The organism is Sphingobacterium sp. E70 (genome assembly GCF_019285695.1).
In the GTDB taxonomy this organism is placed as follows: domain Bacteria; phylum Bacteroidota; class Bacteroidia; order Sphingobacteriales; family Sphingobacteriaceae; genus Sphingobacterium; species Sphingobacterium detergens.
Map to the genome: position 1 here is coordinate 3805024 of NZ_CP079104.1, position 19689 is coordinate 3824712.

The 19689-nt window shown below is 40.7% G+C and carries 14 protein-coding genes and 8 pseudogenes; 4 read left to right on the forward strand and 18 right to left on the reverse strand.

The genetic code is table 11. The annotated features are described in order from the left end of the window. The first annotated feature begins 26 nt into the window (after positions 1-26). Positions 27-194 carry a hypothetical protein gene (locus tag KUH03_RS26765; protein ID WP_257087543.1) on the forward strand — a complete coding sequence of 56 codons (168 nt, stop codon included), beginning with the start codon at positions 27-29 and terminating at the stop codon, positions 192-194. Between the two features lie 71 nt (positions 195-265). Here the strand turns inward: KUH03_RS26765 and rpsJ are convergent. The 4 pseudogenes from rpsJ to rpsL form a co-directional block, all read right to left on the reverse strand. Further along, a pseudogene (rpsJ, locus tag KUH03_RS26770) lies at positions 266-575 on the reverse strand (30S ribosomal protein S10). Between the two features lie 128 nt (positions 576-703). Next, positions 704-2824, reverse strand: a pseudogene (fusA, locus tag KUH03_RS26775) (elongation factor G). Between the two features lie 30 nt (positions 2825-2854). Then, positions 2855-3422, reverse strand: a pseudogene (rpsG, locus tag KUH03_RS26780) (30S ribosomal protein S7). 19 nt (positions 3423-3441) lie between these two features. After that, positions 3442-3854 (reverse strand): annotated as a pseudogene (rpsL, locus tag KUH03_RS26785) (30S ribosomal protein S12). Positions 3855-4675: 821 nt separating this feature from the next. Here rpsL and KUH03_RS26790 point away from each other — a divergent pair. Further along, positions 4676-5089 carry a hypothetical protein gene (locus KUH03_RS26790; RefSeq protein ID WP_257087544.1) on the forward strand — a complete coding sequence of 138 codons (414 nt, stop codon included), beginning with the start codon at positions 4676-4678 and terminating at the stop codon, positions 5087-5089. Positions 5090-5164: 75 nt separating this feature from the next. Here the strand turns inward: KUH03_RS26790 and rnr are convergent. Then, positions 5165-7294, reverse strand: a pseudogene (gene rnr / locus KUH03_RS26795) (ribonuclease R). 45 nt (positions 7295-7339) lie between these two features. Here rnr and KUH03_RS26800 point away from each other — a divergent pair. Further along, positions 7340-7513 carry a hypothetical protein gene (locus KUH03_RS26800; protein ID WP_257087545.1) on the forward strand — a complete coding sequence of 58 codons (174 nt, stop codon included), beginning with the start codon at positions 7340-7342 and terminating at the stop codon, positions 7511-7513. A gap of 5 nt (positions 7514-7518) precedes the next feature. Here the strand turns inward: KUH03_RS26800 and KUH03_RS26805 are convergent, their stop codons facing one another. Both KUH03_RS26805 and fsa read right to left on the reverse strand, forming a co-directional pair. Then, positions 7519-7983, reverse strand: coding sequence for a Fur family transcriptional regulator (locus KUH03_RS26805; protein WP_257087546.1), 465 nt, complete (start codon positions 7981-7983; stop codon positions 7519-7521). A 130-nt stretch (positions 7984-8113) separates the two neighbouring features. Further along, positions 8114-8778 (reverse strand): annotated as a pseudogene (gene fsa / locus KUH03_RS46795) (fructose-6-phosphate aldolase). Positions 8779-8918: 140 nt separating this feature from the next. On the opposite strand from fsa, the gene KUH03_RS26820 reads away from it, so the two are divergent. After that, a complete protein-coding gene (locus KUH03_RS26820; protein WP_257097339.1) occupies positions 8919-10169 on the forward strand; it encodes an MFS transporter in 1251 nt (416 codons plus the stop codon). 83 nt (positions 10170-10252) lie between these two features. Here the strand turns inward: KUH03_RS26820 and KUH03_RS26825 are convergent, their stop codons facing one another. The 11 genes and pseudogenes from KUH03_RS26825 to KUH03_RS26880 form a co-directional block, all read right to left on the reverse strand. Continuing rightward, positions 10253-10708 carry an aspartyl protease family protein gene (locus KUH03_RS26825; protein WP_244211865.1) on the reverse strand — a complete coding sequence of 152 codons (456 nt, stop codon included), beginning with the start codon at positions 10706-10708 and terminating at the stop codon, positions 10253-10255. A gap of 130 nt (positions 10709-10838) precedes the next feature. Next, a pseudogene (locus KUH03_RS26830) lies at positions 10839-11774 on the reverse strand (malate dehydrogenase). A gap of 394 nt (positions 11775-12168) precedes the next feature. After that, positions 12169-12723: an outer membrane protein assembly factor gene (locus tag KUH03_RS26835; RefSeq protein WP_257087548.1), complete on the reverse strand. Its 555-nt coding sequence runs from the start codon at positions 12721-12723 to the stop codon at positions 12169-12171. A 94-nt stretch (positions 12724-12817) separates the two neighbouring features. Next, positions 12818-13648, reverse strand: coding sequence for a hypothetical protein (locus KUH03_RS26840; protein WP_257087549.1), 831 nt, complete (start codon positions 13646-13648; stop codon positions 12818-12820). Further along, on the reverse strand, positions 13641-14471 hold the full coding sequence (locus KUH03_RS26845) for a hypothetical protein (protein WP_257087550.1): 831 nt from the start codon (positions 14469-14471) through the stop codon (positions 13641-13643). The genes KUH03_RS26840 and KUH03_RS26845 overlap by 8 nt, the downstream gene beginning before the upstream one ends. Further along, positions 14461-15542: pseudogene (locus tag KUH03_RS26850) on the reverse strand (translocation/assembly module TamB domain-containing protein). The gene KUH03_RS26845 and the pseudogene KUH03_RS26850 overlap by 11 nt, the downstream one beginning before the upstream one ends. Then, the gene (locus KUH03_RS26860; protein ID WP_306429806.1) at positions 15506-16171 is read right to left on the reverse strand and encodes a translocation/assembly module TamB domain-containing protein; all 666 of its coding nucleotides are present in this window, start codon (positions 16169-16171) and stop codon (positions 15506-15508) included. The pseudogene KUH03_RS26850 and the gene KUH03_RS26860 overlap by 37 nt, the downstream one beginning before the upstream one ends. Then, a complete protein-coding gene (locus KUH03_RS26865; protein ID WP_257087553.1) occupies positions 16084-17337 on the reverse strand; it encodes a translocation/assembly module TamB domain-containing protein in 1254 nt (417 codons plus the stop codon). The genes KUH03_RS26860 and KUH03_RS26865 overlap by 88 nt, the downstream gene beginning before the upstream one ends. Positions 17338-17384: 47 nt before the next feature. Further along, on the reverse strand, positions 17385-17966 hold the full coding sequence (locus KUH03_RS26870; RefSeq protein ID WP_257087554.1) for a hypothetical protein: 582 nt from the start codon (positions 17964-17966) through the stop codon (positions 17385-17387). A 67-nt stretch (positions 17967-18033) separates the two neighbouring features. Further along, positions 18034-18279 carry a hypothetical protein gene (locus KUH03_RS26875; RefSeq protein WP_257087555.1) on the reverse strand — a complete coding sequence of 82 codons (246 nt, stop codon included), beginning with the start codon at positions 18277-18279 and terminating at the stop codon, positions 18034-18036. A gap of 40 nt (positions 18280-18319) precedes the next feature. Next, the gene (locus tag KUH03_RS26880; RefSeq protein ID WP_257087556.1) at positions 18320-19534 is read right to left on the reverse strand and encodes a hypothetical protein; all 1215 of its coding nucleotides are present in this window, start codon (positions 19532-19534) and stop codon (positions 18320-18322) included. Positions 19535-19689: the final 155 nt, after the last annotated feature.

Below are 19689 nucleotides of genomic sequence, written 5' to 3' on the forward strand. Positions count from 1 at the left end.
AAAGCGGCAGTTTTAGCGACGCGGGTTTGAAGGCTTTTGATGCTGGACTGAATTTTCTTGCGGGATTTAAGTTGACAAATGGATTTCTGATCAATGGTGGTTATGGATTAGGTTTAACAAATATGCTGAAAGATATTGATGGAGTAACTTCAAAAAACCGCGTATTCTCAGTAGGTGTTGGTTACCAGTTCTAAGCAAAGGTATAATAAACGAAAAAGGGCTTTTCTTACGAAAGGCCCTTTTTGTTTTCAGTGACTGAAATCTATCACACTTTGATTTCTACTTCAACACCTGAAGGTAATTCAAGTTTCATCAATGCGTCAACAGTTTTAGCGTTTGATGAATAGATATCCAACAATCTTTTGTAAGCACACAATTGGAATTGCTCACGTGCTTTTTGTTAACGTGTGGTGAACGTAATACCGTGTAGATTTTTTTTTTTTCTCAGTAGGCAATGGAATAGGACCACTAACAACTGCACCTGTAGGTTTTACTGTTTTTACGATTTTTTCAGCTGACTTGTCAACCAAATTGTAATCGTAAGATTTCAATTTAATTCTGATTCTTTGGCTCATTTTTATTTATTTAAAATGATTGCTAATTAGAGCTATTCACAACTAGCAATCGGTGTGTATTTTTGATTTAAGGAACAAAGATAAAAGATAATATCCTTCAACCTTTGTTCCTTTATTTTTGGGTTCTATTATTCAACAGAACCTTTGATTTTACCTTTTGATTTTGCGATTACTTCTTCAGCAACGTTACGAGGAGCTTCTTCGAAGTGATCAAATTCCATTGTAGATGTTGCACGACCTGAAGTGATTGTACGTAATTGAGTTACGTAACCGAACATTTCAGAAAGTGGAACCAATGCTTTGATTACTTGTGCACCGTTACGTGAATCCAAACCTTGCATTTGACCACGACGACGGTTTAAGTCACCCATTACATCACCCATGTTTTCTTCTGGTGTTAAAACCTCTATTTTCATAATTGGTTCCATTAACACTGGAGAACATTTAGGCAATCCTTCACGGTATGCTTGACGAGCAGCTAATTCGAAAGACAATGAATCTGAATCGACAGCGTGGAATGAACCATCAATCAAACGAACTTTCATTCCTGATAATGGGAATCCTGCTAATACACCATTTTTCATTGAAGTTTCAAATCCTTTTTGAACAGAAGGGATAAATTCTTTAGGGATTTTACCACCAACGATTTCATTTACGAATTGAAGAGGTGATTTAGTTAAATCGAAATCTTCGTCCGCTGGAGAGATAACAACTTTGATATCCGCGAATTTACCACGACCACCTGATTGTTTTTGAATACCTCACGGTGCTCAGTAGTACCGTTGATAGACTCTTTGTATGATACTTGAGGAGCACCTTGGTTAACCTCAACTTTGAATTCACGTTTCAAACGGTCGATCAAGATCTCTAAGTGAAGCTCACCCATACCAGAGATAACTGTTTGACCAGTTTCTTCATCAGTTTTAACAACGAATGTAGGATCTTCTTCAGCTAATTTACCAAGACCAATACCTAATCTATTACGTCAGCTTGAGTTTTAGGCTCAATCGCTAAACCGATTACCGGTTCAGGGAAAGTCATAGACTCTAATACGATAGGGGCTTTTTCGTCACAAAGTGTATCACCAGTTTTGATGTCTTTGAAACCTACCACCGCACCGATATCACCAGCTTCGATGAAAGGGATAGGGTTTTGTTTGTTCGCGTGCATTTGGAAGATACGAGAGATACGCTCTTTGTTACCTGAACGCGTGTTCAATACATAAGAACCAGCATCTAACTTACCAGAGTAAGCACGGATGAAACACAAACGACCTACGAATGGGTCAGTCGCAATTTTGAAACCTAAAGCTGCGAAAGGCTCGTTAACAGATGGTTTACGCTCGATTTCTTCGCCAGTGTCAGGGTTAGTACCTTTACAGCCTCTACATCAAGAGGTGAAGGCAATAATTCCATTACTAGATCCAACATGGTTTGAACACCTTTGTTTTTGAAAGATGAACCACATACCATAGGAACGATCGCATTATCTAATACTGCTTTACGTAAAGCATCTAAGATTTCGCGCTCAGTCAATGAATTTGGATCTTCGAAGAATTTCTCCATCAAAGTCTCATCATAACCAGCTACTGCTTCTAATAATTTCTCACGGTATTCAGCAACCTCGTCCAACATATCGTCAGGAATAGGAACTTCTGTAAAAGTCATCCCTTTATCATGCTCATTCCATACGATACCACGGTTGTTAATTAAATCAACAACACCTTTGAAAGTATCTTCAGCGCCGATAGGTAATTGTAAAGCGACAGCGTCAGAACCTAACATTGATTTTACTTGACCAACAACTTTCAAGAAGTCAGCTCCTGAACGGTCCATTTTATTAACGAAACCGATACGTGGAACTTTATAGTTATCTGCCAATCTCCAGTTCGTCTCAGATTGAGGCTCAACACCATCAACCGCAGAGAATAAGAATACTAATCCGTCTAATACACGTAATGAACGGTTTACCTCAACCGTGAAATCCACGTGTCCAGGAGTATCGATTACGTTTACTTGGTATTTACTACCACGGTATTGCCAGAAAACTGTAGTAGCAGCAGAAGTAATTGTAATACCACGCTCAGCCTCTTGCTCCATCCAGTCCATTGTTGAAGCACCTTCGTGAACTTCACCAATTTTATGGTTTACACCTGAGTAGTAAAGGATACGCTCAGTTGTTGTAGTTTTACCAGCATCGATGTGAGCAGCGATACCGATATTTCTAGTGAATTTTAAATCTCTTGCCATAATATTTTTAAGCAGCTGGCCTTATCGGCCTTATGTGTTTAAATGTAATGTTAAATAAGTACACCGACCTTGATAAAAGATTGTTCGTTTATCGGAGGTCGGTGTAATCATATTTTTTTGAATGTCTTCAAAATTAGAATCTGAAGTGTGAGAACGCTTTGTTAGCTTCCGCCATTTTGTGCGTATCTTCTTTCTTCTTAACAGCAGCACCTTCACCTTTAGAAGCTGAATGATTTCTCCTGCTAATTTTTCAAACATTGTTTTTTCACCACGTTTGCGAGCGTATGAAATTAACCATTTCATACCCAAAGCGATTTTACGGTCTGGACGAACTTCCATAGGAACTTGGAAGTTAGCACCACCTACACGACGTGATTTAACTTCAACAGCAGGCATAACGTTGTTCAAAGCTTTTTCCAAGCTTCTAAACCGCTTTCTTGTGTTTTTGTTCTACTAATTCTACTGCATCGTAAAAAATAGAATAAGCGATAGATTTTTTACCATCTACCATCATATTGTTTACGAAACGTGTTACCTGAACGTCGTTAAACTTTGGATCAGGTAAAATGATTCTCTTTTTCGGTTTTGATTTTCTCATTTTTCTTTCCTCCGTTTAATTATTTCTTTTTACCTTTTGTTGGAGCTGCAGCTGCTTGTCCTGGTTTAGGACGCTTAGTTCCGTATTTAGAACGACGTTGGTTACGACCTGCTACACCTGAAGTATCTAATGCACCACGGATGATGTGGTAACGCACACCTGGTAAATCCTTAACACGACCACCACGGATCAATACGATCGAGTGCTCTTGTAAGTTGTGACCTTCTCCAGGGATGTAAGCGTTGACCTCTTTACCGTTTGTTAAACGTACACGAGCTACTTTACGCATTGCTGAGTTTGGTTTTTAGGGGTAGTAGTATATACACGTGTACATACACCTCTTCGCTGTGGACATGAGTCCAACGCTGGTGACTTACTCTTATCAACCAGAGCTACTCTACCTTTTCTAACTAATTGTTGAATAGTAGGCATTTACCTGTTTTTGTTTATAAATTTGATACCTAAATTATTTTAAGTTCGCAAAGATACTGATTTCGTTTTGAATATTAAATAGTTAGTATATAAAATTTAGATTATTTTTTTGAAATAGAAGCTCTCTTTTCCCTGAAGCGAAGCCATGTCGTCGCGTGGGTTGACAAGTTCGCGCTCCTGCTGCTGTATATTCTCCTTGGTCTAGATTGATTTAGTCGGGTGGAATGTTCATGTACCCACCTGTCATAATTGAATCGACCCCCGTCTTAGTTCTTTTCAGCAACAACTGGATGAACTTGTCGGCTGTCGGAAGGATTTAGTCACCTGTTTATCTGTTTTGTCCAGGGTTTAGATGACATAGCCGGGTGTGTTTTCATTTACTCACCTGTCGAACGCGCTTCGCCACCCCACTAAGCCTCTTAGGCAGGTGAGAGAAGCGATATTTTGCTCCGGTAATTGACTGACACAGCGGGAGCGCTGACCACATCGACCTGCTGATCTCCCAATAGGGGCTTTGTTGCTATTCTGTATGAAGATTAATTCAACAGCAAGCTTATTTATTTTTTTGCTTCGTCCTTAACCAGATTTGCCCGCGGATTTTTTTAATTGGTGCGCAATAAAAAAGGAACATAACGAGAAATTCAGTTAAGTCGCTCTATTATTGTTCGGTAGCTATGGGTAGGATGCGAATTCTTGAAATGGACTATCTACTGGTTTCTGAGTATATTGTCTATTCTGCATGTTGTTGCGTTCTTTTGGCAAGACATTTGTTAAAAACGAAGAGATAATTTTTAGTAAAAACAAATTAAAGTATTCAAATTATGAAAATGAAATTAATGTATGCAGTGGTATTGGCGCTGGTAGCGTTCGCTTTCGTGGGATGTTCAAAGGATAAAGATGAGCCTATCCAAACAGGTGGAAGCATTGATGCAGCTGTAGGAACTTATAAGGGTAGTATAGATCTATCAAATACCAATGGACCAATGTTTGATAAAACTTTGACTGTTACAAAAGTATCTGACAATACATTGAAAGTTGAGATTGGGGACAAAGCACTTAAAATACCTACAAAAGAGTTCAAGGTTATCAATAATATGGACGTATCAATTCAGACATCTGGTGTTTCTCCAGAAGGATCATTTTTATTTGATGTGAAAAATAAAACACTTCTTTGTCAGGGGAAAGAAACAAAAGTCGGTGATGTATTTTTTACTTTCGAAGGAACCAAACAATAAGTTTCTTCAGTACAACACATAAAAAAACCGTATCAGTAACGCTAATACGGTTTTTTTATGTCTAACTAGATTGTATTACGACAACAACGTAAAATCAATCTGCCGTTTATCTAGATCTACTTTCTTCACACGGATCTGAACCTCATCACCCAGTTGGAATTTCTTTTTCTTCCGTTGGCCAATAATCGCATAGTTCTTCTCATCCAGTACGTAGAAATCATCCGTGATATCACGTAAGCGTACCATACCCTCACACTTGTTCTCCTCAATCTCCACATACATACCCCATTCGGTCACACCCGATACGATACCCGTATATTCTGTACCGATCTGATCTTGCAGGTATTCCGCTTGTTTGTATTTGATGGATGCGCGTTCCGCTTCAGCTGCCTTTTTCTCCATTTGTGAAGAGTGCTCCGACATTTTCTCGTAGTGCTCGGCATTGACCTTTGTACCACCATCCAGGTAGAACTGCAAAAGACGGTGCACCATCACATCCGGATATCGACGGATAGGGAGGTGAAATGGGTATAATAGTCAAATGCCAATCCATAATGGCTTGTTTTCTTCGTTGTATAGATTGCCTTGGCCATTGAACGCACCGCCAGGGAGGTCAGCATATTTTGTTCCTTGCTACCTTCGATCTTCGTCATTATCGCATTGAGGGATTTCGCTGTTTCCTTGTCTGTTTTAATGGTTAACTTGTGGCCAAAACGTGCCGCAAATTGCGAAAATGTAGTCAACGTCTCTGGGTTCGGAACATCGTGGTATCGGTATACAAACGTTAATTTGTTTTTACCACGGCCTTGTTTACCGATATACTCAGCCACTTTACGGTTGGCCAACAACATAAAGTCTTCGATCAATTTGTGGGCATCTTTACGTACTTTGGTATATACACCTGTAGGTTTGCCATTCTCATCCAAAGTGAATTTAACCTCCTCACTTTCAAAGGAAATTGCTCCATTTTTAAACTTACGTTCACGAAGGATATAAGCGAGCTCGTTCAATTTTAAGATCTCATGGCTGAAATCACCGGATTTCGTCTCGATAACTTCCTGTGCCTCCTCATAACTAAACCGCCTGTCCGAATGGATAATCGTGCGGCCAAACCATTGCTCATGAATAGTAGCTTTTTCGTCCATTTCGAATACTGCCGAAAAACAAAGTTTGTCTTCATGTGGGCGTAATGAACATACGCCATTGGACAAACGTTCCGGAAGCATTGGAATAACACGGTCAACCAAGTAGACCGATGTCGCACGGTTAAAAGCTTCTTTATCCAACTCGGTATCCGGAATCACAAAATGCGATACATCGGCAATATGTACACCGATCTCGTAATTGCCATTCTCCAGCTTTTGGAAAGATATGGCATCGTCAAAATCTTTGGCATCTGCAGGGTCAATTGTAAATGTGGTGACCCCTCTGAAATCACGTCTTTTGGCAATCTCTTCCTTGCTGATCTTATCCGTGATTTTATTGGCTTCGTCTTCTACCTTCTTCGGGAATTCCAATGGGAAGCCGTAGTCTGCCAAGATCGCATTCATCTCGGTGTTGTTTTCGCCTTTGACACCCAGAACATGTTTGACCGTTCCTACCGGATTCTTACTGCCACTTGGCCAGTCAATAATCGAAACCACAACTTTCTCTTTGTCCTTGGCACCATTCAAGTTGTCCAAAGGAATAAAGATATCGTGCAACATCTTGCGATCATCGGCGATAAAAATGCGAAATTGTTTGAAATGCTGATTGTTCCCGTAAAGTCGGTTTTGGCCCGCTGTAGGATTTCAATAACTTCACCTTCTTTTTGCGGCCACCTTTTCTTTTCTCAAAAGTGTGTACTTTGACAATGTCGCCATGCAGGGCTTGTCTTAGTTTACGCGGCGCAATATAAATATCGTTTTCAAATTCATCCTCAGGGATAATATAGGCGGAACCATCGGCTGTCATATCCACTTTTCCGGTGACATATACTTTAATTTGTTTCAGGTTAAATTTTCCGCGCTCTACTTCCACAAAAAGTCCGCTTCGTACATTTTCCTGCAAAATATCAGCAATAGCAACTTTGGAATCGTTGTCCGTCAGATTCAATTTGGAAGAAACTTGCTTATAGTTGAGGGGCTTGTTTCCTGATTTTTCGAAAATATCGATGATCAGTTGGGTTAATACCTCTTTATAGGGATTATCTTTTCTTGTCTTCATTCGTTTTATTATTTACTCATTTGTATTAGCAACCAAGTCATTTGTATGATCGCTAGTGTGTCGAATAGCGGTTATTATCCCGTAGGTACAATAAACCAACGCTATGCGCAATCATTCATCTGTATGATGATTACGGTGTTGATACAAGGTACAAAAAAATCAGCATTCACCCGTACAATAGCCGAGCCAATCGGAGTGAATCCGATTTCCAAATTATAGACAGATCAAGCGGAAAATTGTTTTGAAGCTGTAGGTTGTGATTTATTTTTACAATGATTACATACGCCAAGCGCGTTAATGGCAATCGCCTCCAAGCTAAATCCATCGGGGATAGACACTTTTGGCAATGTAATTTCGTCCAGACAATAGACCGAGTTGCATACCCGACAGATGAAATGCACATGTTGGTCATGATGGTCATGTTCGGAACAGTTGGTGGAACACATGGCATAGGTAGCGGTTCCGTGTAGATCAAAGATCTTATGGATAATACCCTTTTCCTCAAAACTGGCCAATACACGATACAATGTCACACGGTCGATATCCTTACCCAACAATTTCTCCAGTTCCGGTTGCGAAATAGCCGAATCTTTCGTTGAAATAATTTCAAGAACCTTTAACCTGGGTTGGGTGATTTTTAAACTATTTCGTTTCAGAATTTCTGGATATACAGTGTTGGATTGTTCCATGGATTTATTCGTTATAACCTTAGATCAATTACAAAAATACGGAATTTATCCACATAAGAAAACCGATAAGGTTAAGATTATTGTCATCTTCCCTTATCGGTTCAAAACCTATACCGAGGTATAGGCTATTTTATTTACCCGCAGCTTTAGCGTGGTCAGCCAAGAATGTTGCTAAACCGCTATCTGTCAATGGGTGTTTCAACAATGCTAACATTGCTGATAATGGGCCTGTCATTACATCTGCACCGATTTTAGCACAACCTAAGATGTGTGCGCTATGGCGTACAGAAGCTGCTAAGATCTGTGTTGGGTATTGGTAGTTGTCGTAGATCAAACGGATATCTTCGATCAATGCCAATCCGTCTGTAGAGATATCATCCAAACGGCCAATAAAAGGAGATACATATGTAGCGCCTGCTTTTGCAGCCAATAAAGCTTGACCAGCAGTGAATACTAATGTACAGTTTGTTTTAATACCTTTTTGCTGAAATATTTGATTGCTTTCACGCCATCTTTGATCATAGGAACTTTTACAACGATCTTGCTGTCAAGAGCTGCTAATGCTTCGCCTTCTTTGATCATTTCTTCGTAAGTTGTAGAAATAACCTCAGCACTCACGTCGCCGTCAACAATTGCACAGATTGCTTTGTAGTGGTTGATTACGTTCTCATCACCGCTGATACCTTCTTTAGCCATTAAACTTGGATTGGTCGTTACACCGTCTAATACGCCTAAGTCTTGGGCTTCCTTGATTTGCTCTAGGTTCGCTGTGTCAATAAAAATTTCATTGTGTATGTTATTGAATGATAATTATTTGATTATTTTAATGTTCAAAATAATAGGTGCAAAGTTATTGATTATATTCCAGTATTACACATCTATTTCGATGAATTACATCATTATTTTTGCAAAATAGAATCTCTTCCCGTTCTTTTTTGTTATACTTTTATAGTATTATCTTTATATATGCAGATTTTAGATCGCTCCATTATAGAAACTTCCGTTTACATGTAATAGGACAAGCAATTTCCCTCATGGGGACTTGGATGCAGCGAATAGCAATCAGCTGGCTGGTCTATGAACTGACCAGTTCGGTCTTCTGGTTGGGTTTCGTTCAGTTTATTTCCTTATTACCCTCCTTGGTCTTGTCCCCTTTTATCGGAAGTTTTGTTGATAAACATAAGAAATATAAACTGGTGTTATTGACGCAGATCGGCCTGATGATACAAGCAGGTATGCTGACATTGCTGGTTTACCTTAAATTGGAGACTGTGTTGTGGCTCTCGGTTCTTGGGCTGATACAAGGGGTCATCAACTCCTTTGACGTGCTCGGTCGACAATCTTTGATGATGTATCTGGTCGGTGACCGCAAGGATCTGCCCAACGCCATTGCGCTCAATTCAACCATCTTTAACGCTGCCCGGATGCTGGGACCCGCCATCGGTGGAATCTTACTCAGTACCTATGGTGAATTGGTCTGTTTTGCATTGAATTTTATCAGCTTTGTACCCGTTATCATTACATTGTTGATGATGAAGGTGGATGAAACCAAGGTGCAACTAAGTAAAGGTAGCAACTGGGAGGGACTGGTCGAGGGATTTCGCTACCTCAAACGTTCACCGCATATTTCCTCCTTGATTATTATCATGACTTTTTCCAGTTTGATCGTCATTCCTTATACCTCACTTTTGCCCGCGATAGCGAAAGAGATGTTTCATGGGGATGAGCGTATATTTTCCTGGTTTGAAAGTGCTGCCGGATTGGGGGCCATGATCGGTGCATTTAACATGGCCCGACTAAAATCGGGAACGAATCTCCGCTATCAGGTGATGGGAGCGGCTGCACTGATGGGGCTAGCATTACTGTTCCTAGCGCATTCCACTATGTTACAGATGGCTTTAGTCTATGTGATGCTGGTTTCCTTTGCTATGATGATGCAGAATTCCAGTATCAATACCTATATTCAGACACATGCCATACCGATCTACCGGGCGCGGGCTATTTCGTATTATGTCATGGCCTTTCAAGGGATATTTCCAATAGGTACACTTATGATCGGTTCCCTGGCGAGTTATTATGGTTTACGAACGACCTTATACCTGATGGGTGGACTGGGGATCGTTATTGCGCTACTGTATTATACTTACCTGCGGATGCATATCCATAAGCGGCTTTTTAAACTGTAGTATTGAGTAGTTGGTATTGCGTATTGAGATTCTGGTATAGCAAGCCGGAGGCTTACCAGTCTAGTACGGGATATTTTACGGGCTTACTTACTCTTGATTTTTCGGTCCCGCAAGCGTAATGTCTTTTTCGCATAATCAATAACGGCACCATAATCAGCGAAAATATCACCACCTAGTACCCCGATCACAGGCTCCAGATCCATTTGCTGATAGGCATAATTGATCGAACTTAGGTCCAGTACGGCGGTCTTCAATTTGTTGATGTGCCAGGTGCCGATTGCCAAACTGGGAATTTCCATGTTGAAGCTTTCCATCGAGTTGGTGCCCAAACCTGTTGATAAGGTTTCCGATGGTTCCAACAGCAATTGATCCTCCAAAAGATGTCCCATTTGGGTTTTATCAAATACGGTTTTAGATGCTCCCGTATCGATGACCATTTTAAAACTGCGTTCATAAAGCGTTACATCAACAAGAATATGTGTTCCTTGTCCCTGAAGATCTAAGATTTGAAAAGGTACTGTTGTCATATTCCCAAACATAGCTAAAAATTTAATTAAAAAAAAAAAGTTTGAAGCGCACCGATGTTCCTATGAAAGTAAAATCTTTTTTGCAACATGAAAAAAGGCCGTTATTTAGAATAACAGCCTTTTTCTCACTAATTTATGTTGATTACAATACCTTTATCTCTTTCAATACATTATTCATGGTGCGTACGGCGTCAGCACTTTTGCTGAATTTTTCCTTATCTTCCTCATCCAGTTGTAATGGAATAATGCGATCCCAGCCTTTTTGTTAATAACAACCGGAACACCAAGATTAATATCCTCCTGGCCAAATTCACCTTCGAGGTAAACAGAAGCGGTAAATAATTTACCTTGGTCACGTACAATGCTTTCGACCACTGCAGCAGTAGCAGCACCTGGAGCATACCAGGCTGACGTACCAATCAGGCTCGTTAAAGTTGCTCCGCCCACCATGGTCTTATGGACAATCTCCGCCTGTTCTTCAGCAGTAAGAAAGTTACTGACCGGAATGCTGTTCCACGTGGAGTGCTTTATCAGAGGAATCATGGTCGTATCACCGTGGCCACCAATGACAATGGCATTGAGGTCTGCGGCCGACGCATTTAATTTTTCACTCAATTGATATTTGAAGCGAGCTGAATCCAAAGTACCCCCATTCCGATAATCCTATTTTTAGGCAAACCGCTTGACTTGAGCGCGAGGTAGGTCATCGTATCCATTGGATTGGAGACAATGACAATAATGATATCCGGAGAGTGTTTTACCAAATTCTCTACAACTGATTTGACAATATTTGCATTTGTCCCGATCAATTCCTCACGGGTCATTCCCGGTTTACGGGGAATACCTGAGGTGATGACAGCAACAGTAGAACCCGCAGTAGACAGATAGTCATTGGTAACTCCTTTGATTTTGGATTCAAAACCCAGTAGGGCAGCCGTTTGGGCCATATCTTGCGCTTTTCCTCTGCAAATCCTTCCTTGATATCCAATAACACAATCTCCTCGGCGACATTTCGACGGATTAAATTGTCCGCTGTAGTTGCTCCTACAGCTCCAGCACCAACAATAGTTACTTTCATATGTAAATTATTTGTTTTTTAATGGCCATATGGAATATCCAGTCTATTTTCGCGAATGCTTGTACTGTTTTTTGACATGGATATTTCATGAGCATTTATGTGGATTAGTAAATAATGCTTGAATTTAACGAATTATTGTCAGTAAATCAATCAATTTCACCGGAATAACTTGTTTTTAAAAAGATAATAGAAGCGCTCATCCGGATTATGCTAATCGTGATACCCTTGTGGCACTATCATGGTATAATCTCTTATTTGCTTACGAATGGATGCGGATGCTTATAGAACCAAAGACAAAAAAGACTGTCCTAAAAGACAGTTTTTTTTGTTTGAGGTGAATTTTCGAATGAGAATTTACTGATTTCAAATTTCATCCAAATCGTATGACTCAGTTCTAGAACGGATAGCCAATGGCCAGATTGAACATCAGGTTATCTTTGCGCCATTGCGAACTGCCAAAATCTATATCCTTAAATACCCAACGTTCCCCTTTAGGTAAGTAGGGGATACGGAATGGAATGGAAAAATCTGTTCGGATAATTAGGAAGGTAAAGTCGAAACGCAAGCCGGCTCCGCCACCTACAGCAAGTTCATTTAAAAAGTTTTTGCTAAACTTAGCTCCTGGTTTGTTCACATCTTCTCGTTGTAACCAGACGTTACCTGCATCAATAAACGCCGCCCAATGGACAAAACCAGCCAGTTTAGAACGATATTCAGTATTCATTTCCAATTTGATATCGCCGGTTTGATCAGCATAAAATAACCCATTGCTCAATTTCTCTGGAGCAACGGTTCCCGGACCTATCGCACGGGCACCAAAGGCACGGATACTGTTTGGCCCACCGACATAATATTGTTTTAAATAGGGAAGGGATCGCGAGTTTCCATAGGAATAACTCAAGCCGAGACTCACCCGGGAAGCTAATTGGGAATTCTCAGACAGTTTCATATAATGCCTTCCGTCGCCGCTTAATTTAATATACTGGGAGAAGTAGGCATCGAATAGTTTGAATGTCTTGCCCTTATTGAAGTCTGCCCTTTGATTAAACCAGGATATTACCCGAAAGATCCAAATTTCCTTTGAAATAGAACGTATTCTTCAAGTGCTGCTTCATCGTATTCTGGAACGTGAAGTTGTAGTTTGGTCCGATCGTAAACTGTGGATCAATGGCATGTCGCAGAGCGGGAATGGTATCCATCTGCCTTTGGTAATTCTCCGAAATACCTTTAGGCTGTACATAGGTAATTTCCATCAAGGCAAGGTCATGCTGCTTTTCCTCCGATTCTTGCCAGATATAACCATAATCTAGGGCGATTGAATTGAGTGTATAAGCCTTACGGCGATTTAAGAATTCATAACGTCCTTTGACATAGGTTTTGGGGATAAATCGACGTGAGGGGTTAATACTGCCAAAAGGAGACAGGATCCGAGGAAATGTCAGGGTAGCTTCCATTCCGTAACGGTAATAGCTGGAATTCAGATCGGCATTTCCTCCGGTTTGGGTTTCATATCCTCCAAAGACATTAAAGCTCAATTGCTCGGCACCCTTAAATGCATTGCGCAGGGTCCAATTGACGTTGACTTCAGTACCATTATAGACCGATGCCATTTTGCCAAGTAGTTCTACCCGCAAGGATTTTTTTGGTAGTGGTGTGAGATAGTAATAGACATCTAGTGCATTGGGTACCTCCTTACTATCCACAAAGTTGTTCTTAACAAATTTCCAGCTGTTCAGGTTGACCAAATGGCTGATCGTCTGGTTGTGCGCCGTACGGTTGTATGTATCTCCAGGATGGAAGAAGATATGTTTTGCGATAACGGGTTTGCGAAAGGTATTTCTCCGGTCTATAAAATAGTAACTACTGTCAAACAACTCGGCATTTCGGGTCGACCGTTGGTAGCCTGAACTGGTCTCCGTGTAATTCGGAAAATATAGATCTTATTGATTTTCGAAGGAACCTTTGCTTGTGCTGGTGTTTCCTTTTTACCGTTACATACATGTCAACCCTGTTGTTCCGATGCGAACTGTCGACTTCAACCAAAATATAATCTGGGCTAAAATAGTAATAACCTTTGTTTTTAAGGTCATTGTCAATGCGGTCACGTTCATTCAGCACGACATCAAGACTGTAATGTTTACCCACCTGCAAAAGGCTCTTGTCCGAAGATGATCGGATATCCCGACCCAATTGGCTGTTGCTATCGATATCAAATTTGACCGACTGGATTTTGTAGATGATATTTGGCTTGGCTGTATAATTTACGGTGGCTTTTTTTTCCTCTACCAGTGTGTCGGATTTTACCTCAGCATTGAAAAAACCAATATTCTCCATACGGTTCCGCAGCAGGTTCTCATTGTATTCACGGTTGACATCACTCAACAAAACAGGTTCTTCACCAATTTTCTTGAAGAATCTCTTGATCATGTTTTTATTGGCTGAATCACCAGCCATATTATTAAAATAAAGCTTAAACGGAACACCTGCCAGACGTTTATTGGGTTTGGGCATCAATGCCGACTGAAGATAGGTTGCAAGCTTTTCCTTATTCTCCTTTGAAATGGTATCCGAATCTATAATCACATTGCCTTTGACATACAGGCTTTCTCCTTCTTTCAAGTTCTTGGTGGAAGAACAGGAGGCTATTATTGTGCCCAGTGTCAATATTCCGATAGCAAATTTCAGTTTAGCTCGCATGATAACTCCTTTCCTCATCTTCATTTTTAATCGCTGTCGTTCTGATCGTATCTAAATTTGTTTTTGGACTTGGATTTTTTGGCGCATTTTTACTTGAGTCCAATTGTTGTTTACGTTTTTCTTTTTCACGCTCTTCAATACGTTTTCTATACTCCGGACTATGGAGCATCAAACTGTCTCTAATGACTGTACGGACGCTGTCCCGATAGACGGAATCCGTTTCCATCCGTTCCACATTAAAGCGTTTTCTAAACCCTTTGCTGTCGGTATCATAGTATTCCTTAAGTTTTTTGGAACTCATCCAGATCTCTTTAAACTTATTATAGTCCATATTGATAATAAACCCGATACCTGTTTCAACATATTGCCCCTGAAGTGTCACTTGATATTGGTTTTTGCGATAAACACGTGCAAAATAGCGACCGTCTTGAGACAGTTGATAATCCAATTGGATATCACCCGCAATATTATTGGCGGTTTCACCGGGTCTTGTATTGCCTTCGACCTCAAAATTGGAGCCTACAGTAATTTTCAGGCGGTCATTCAGGAGCATTTTTGATACACCGATATTTAAGTCGGTTCGAGTTTGTCCAGCTCCGGTTGCATAGTCCTGCTCGGAGGTTAAGTTGAAATCCAGTTCTACACCGGTGATCAACTCTGAAGCCAAACGGTTTAACTGTCCGCTCAGGAACGAACTGATACTATTCCGAACGATAGCTTCTGTACCACCGCCACCGGATAAACTTTCAAACGGATTGGTCGACATAAATCGCCCCAATACAATGAGGAGAACACCTGCTTGTTGAGTTCAGACGGATTTTCACGGAGTGTAGTCAAGGCATTGTTTACCTTACTGACGACATCCTGGGATACGATGGAGTTATTCTCGTCCAGATCAATATCAAAACCCAACTGTGGCTGGAAGAGCTTGTCTGTAATTTTTAGTAAAACATTGAACGGAACACGTTGTTTGTACAGATTGGCATTTTCTGATCCCAGTTGCGTTGCCACCAGTTCTAAGGTAGGCGCCTTGATCATATATGCAGCCGTGATATTAAGACGTGCGTCCAACGGGTCCCCATTCCAGGTGATGGTACTTCCTTTTTGGAAGGTAAAATCTTTTTCACTGGGCCAAAACTAAAGGAATAACTTCCTTTGTCCACGGTAAATGTCCCAGACAGGGTAACCTTACTGCTGGCGTCTATACCTGCATTTAATTCCGCCTGCCCCTGGATATTTAGGGCATCCTGTGAACCAGCATCCAAAAGAATCTTAAATTTAGCCTCTTTATCGGTTTGTAGATTCAGATCCACATCTATTCCGGTCAATTTGGTAACAGTCATGGAATCCAGCTTGGCAAATACGTTCGTATGGGTTGTATCGCTCTTATCAACAAACTCTACCACACCTTTACGGTCAGCCATTCCCGGATTCTCATTTGGCATAACGAAAGTAAAATCGGTGTCGTCAAGAACTTTGATGGTTCCATCGACAACAGGTTTGTCCAGATTTCCTCTGATCCTTAGGTTGGATGTCAGGTACATCTTACCATAGAACATGTCGTTGTCCGTCTGGGTTGAATTTAGCACCTCAAAATTGTCCGTATTCACGTTCAGATTAAAATCAAAATCAGTATAGGTTTTTGTATCGATCGAACCTGTAACTTTGGCAATATTTCCTTTTTGTCTTCCAGTGCAAATTTTGGAAAGCTGATGCCACTATTGTCAAAATGCACAGTTTCATCTTTTGCTTTAAAGAGGGCATTTAACATGGCGATATTGAATTGAGCGTCTTTAAATTTGACGTCGCCATCTATACGAGGTTTCGAAGGGGAACCGGTTATTTTCAATTGACCTTCAAGGTTTCCTTTTGAATCTTTCAGGTAGCCTAAACTAAATGCTTGTACAGTTTGCATGCTCAACGGTTGGATATCCAATGTGAAATCCAGACTGGATTCTCCTTTCGGTGGGCTAATAAAATCACCGTTTAATACAACATTATTGCCGTTTTCACTGATACTGACATTTGCACTGTAGGTATTTTCTTTTTCGTTGTTGACTTTGATATTCACATTTCCGACAGTATCTTTTCCGACATAGAATTTGTCGATGAGCAAATCCGAAACAAATACAGGGTTGCTTTCCAAACGTGATATTGTTGCCTGGCCATTGATGCCACCACCTAGATCCATAATATCGCTCTCCAGCATTTTACTTATGGTTTCGATGCGGAAATTCTTAAAGGAAATATTTACGGGTGAATTTAATACGCTGTCTTGTGACGATATACTCAATTCTTGCCCCTTACTACTCAGAACAAAATCTTTTGCCTGAATACCTGTGTTACCAAATTTAAGTACGTTGGCCGGATTTACGTTCCATTTGTCGTAGTTCAGCATTAAGCCGTCCTGATGTAGGCTGAAAACAAATGCTCCGTTGTCCACGCGCATATCCCCACCTAAATGATACTGTTCTTTCTCTTTTTTATCTTTTATCCATAGTCCAAAATCCAGGTTATTCTGAATGACGGAACCACTAAATACCGTATTGATAAGCTCGATATTGTTGACCTTGATCTTATTGATCAAAGCCGAATAGTAAAGGGTGCTGTCCAGGGTGTTTATATCCAGGGTAACGTTGTTTATTTCCGTTCCGTTGTAGACTATTTTCGGAGCATCTAATTTGGCCAATATTGTTTTCGTGGCACTGTTGAACATTCCATCCAGCGTGATATCTTTCATTTGGGTTAATTCTGGAACAAAATCCTGCACAAATTTGGTACGGGTCAACTGTGCCGAAAATTCGATATTCTGCGGTTCATAGGGAGGAACCTTAACAGGCTTTCCGGGCTGGTAATAAACCTGCAAAATATCCCGAACGGCATTCTGTAGTTCTAGTATCTTATATTTTCCGACTAGGTGGGCATTGAAAAAGCCGATTTTAGAAGTAGCAAATTTCTCGATGTATCTGATTTTGCAATCAACGAGATGCTATCCAGGGAATAATAAGCATCATTGTAGGCGATGGACGAGCCGGTGATATGTGCCTCCCCATTCAGAAAGTTTGGATCAGCTGAAGTAAAATGCCCGACCATCTTACCGTGGTATTTGAAATCATCCGCCATCAGCTTCAGATTTTTGAGGTTGATGGTGTCCACCATCAGTTCAAAATCCACTTGCGGATATTTAGATTTCATATTGGCTGTGGCATCCAGCTTTAATTTAATATTGGGGTCAGGACTCACTACGGAAGCTTTAATATCTCCTTTGTCTGCAGTGAGGTTCATATCGATATTCTGATAACGATAACCCATGGCATCCATACGGTTTACTTTACCGTCGAAATTGGCGACAAGTTTCTTGGGATCTGTTCCATGTCCTTTTATTTTTCCTTCAAAGGAAAGAATGCCCAGGGTGCTATCCATTTTCATGATCTGGCCAATATCAAAATCACGGATGCTAACAAAAGCATCGTAGGTCGTATCTCTGCCCGCCATGCTCACTTTCCCATCAACTTTGGCCGTTCCTTTTCAGTAACCAACGAAAGATTGGTGTCAAAAGCGGTCATCCGCCTTTAAATGTCCCCGTGAGTCCGATCGTATTGGGCAGTTGAAGACCTGTTGGCAACATGGTTTTGGCGACAAGTTTTTCAATATCCGAGCGACCAGTTGTTAATTTTTTCAGATTAAGGTCCATGGACATCTTATCTACATCCGGCAGCCCCTTTAGGCGCAGACTTGCAATAACCCGTGTATTGGAGAGCGTCTGAAAATCAATACTTGGAATATTCAGATCATTAAGTTTGCCCACTACGCGACCGTCGATATTGAATTTTTGTCCATCAACGGTTTCATGACCTGCATTGTGTCAAGGAACGGTGCAAAGAAATAAATGTCGCGCATATCGACATGGCTCTTTTGACTGTTGCATTCACGTAGATCAATTCCGGCTTTTTGGTAATGATATCCAGTGAAGGGTAGCTTACTTTGAGGTAGTCCCGAATGAGCGTACGTGGCGTTTCCGCATAGAGGTTCTTAATCTCTGCTCCTGTATTGGTATATTTAAAGTCCCCTTTAAGCTGTTTGATAACAAGGCCTGAGTGATCTGATGCGGTCAGTTCATTTAATGATCCACTGATCGAATCCGCGCTATAATATAAATCCGTCAGATTTGTTTTTATTCCCGGAATCTTGATGTTGAAATAATCGAAGCCTTTCATACGGGCTTGATTGTCATCCCGGTAAGCTAGACTTGTATTGTTGATATTGATGTCTTTGGCTGAGACAACCCATTTGATTTTTGTGGTATCAGCGGTGGCATTGCCTGTAGGCTGCGTTTTCTTGGCTACTTTTCCAAAGAGTACTTCATTGTCGGAGCCATCCAAGTGGATGGTTTGGATATCAACAAGCTCCTTGTTTAAATCAATCTTGTTGATATCTGCACGGAGATTTTTAATGTTGAACTTTGTTTTAAGCGAGCTGGATTGATCTTCATAGCGGATAAGGATATTGGCCAAGTCGGCAATCTGTATCCCCACATCCGGAAGTAGGGTTGTGGTTTGTGCGGTTTTGTCTGTGATACCAAAGTCTTTGACGGATGGAGCTGTGCCATCTACGACAGGTTTCCATTGTTTGACCGTTGCGCTTAAGCCGTCTATTTTTACCTTTGGCAGATTGAAGGCCATGTTTTTGGTCAGGTCAAATTTCTTGATATTGGTGTTTAGTGTACCTAAATAGACGTCAGCACTTGTTCCGATAACGTCATCAGCGTAAACAATATGAAATTTATCAAGCTTTATTTTATCGAGATTGAACAGCAGGGCAGAAGTGGTATCGGCTGTAGGTTTGCTTTCCTTTTCGGATGCAAATGCTTTGACGATATAATCAAAATTAAAGGAACTGTCCGGTAGTGTTCTGCGAATTTTTGCTGTGATCCCTTCCGCTTCGATACTTTGGATCTCGACCGTGTTTTTCAATAGTTTGAGCATATTGATGTCCACAGCGATGCTTTTTCCCGCAACAAGGGTGTCCTTACTCTGATCTTCCAGATAGATGTCCTGTAACACTAGTTTTTGGGAAAATCAATATTAATATAACCGATTTTTACCGGTGTACCTATTTTCCTTCGACATAATGAGTTACTTTTCCTGCAATATAGTTCTGAACCGAGGGTATTCGGATTAAAAATACAACTAGAATAACCAGCGCAATTATTACTCCA

Excerpts from the sequence above, each read along its gene's own strand:
- KUH03_RS26790 (WP_257087544.1), top strand. The coding sequence starts at position 4,676 with ATGAAAATGAAATTAATGTATGCAGTGGTATTGGCGCTGGTAGCGTTC.
- KUH03_RS26800 (WP_257087545.1), top strand. The coding sequence starts at position 7,340 with ATGATCGCTAGTGTGTCGAATAGCGGTTATTATCCCGTAGGTACAATA.
- KUH03_RS26805 (WP_257087546.1), bottom strand. The coding sequence starts at position 7,983 with ATGGAACAATCCAACACTGTATATCCAGAAATTCTGAAACGAAATAGT.
- KUH03_RS26825 (WP_244211865.1), bottom strand. The coding sequence starts at position 10,708 with ATGTTTGGGAATATGACAACAGTACCTTTTCAAATCTTAGATCTTCAG.
- KUH03_RS26835 (WP_257087548.1), bottom strand. The coding sequence starts at position 12,723 with ATGAAACTGTCTGAGAATTCCCAATTAGCTTCCCGGGTGAGTCTCGGC.
- KUH03_RS26845 (WP_257087550.1), bottom strand. The coding sequence starts at position 14,471 with ATGCGAGCTAAACTGAAATTTGCTATCGGAATATTGACACTGGGCACA.
- KUH03_RS26870 (WP_257087554.1), bottom strand. The coding sequence starts at position 17,966 with ATGGCGGGCAGAGATACGACCTACGATGCTTTTGTTAGCATCCGTGAT.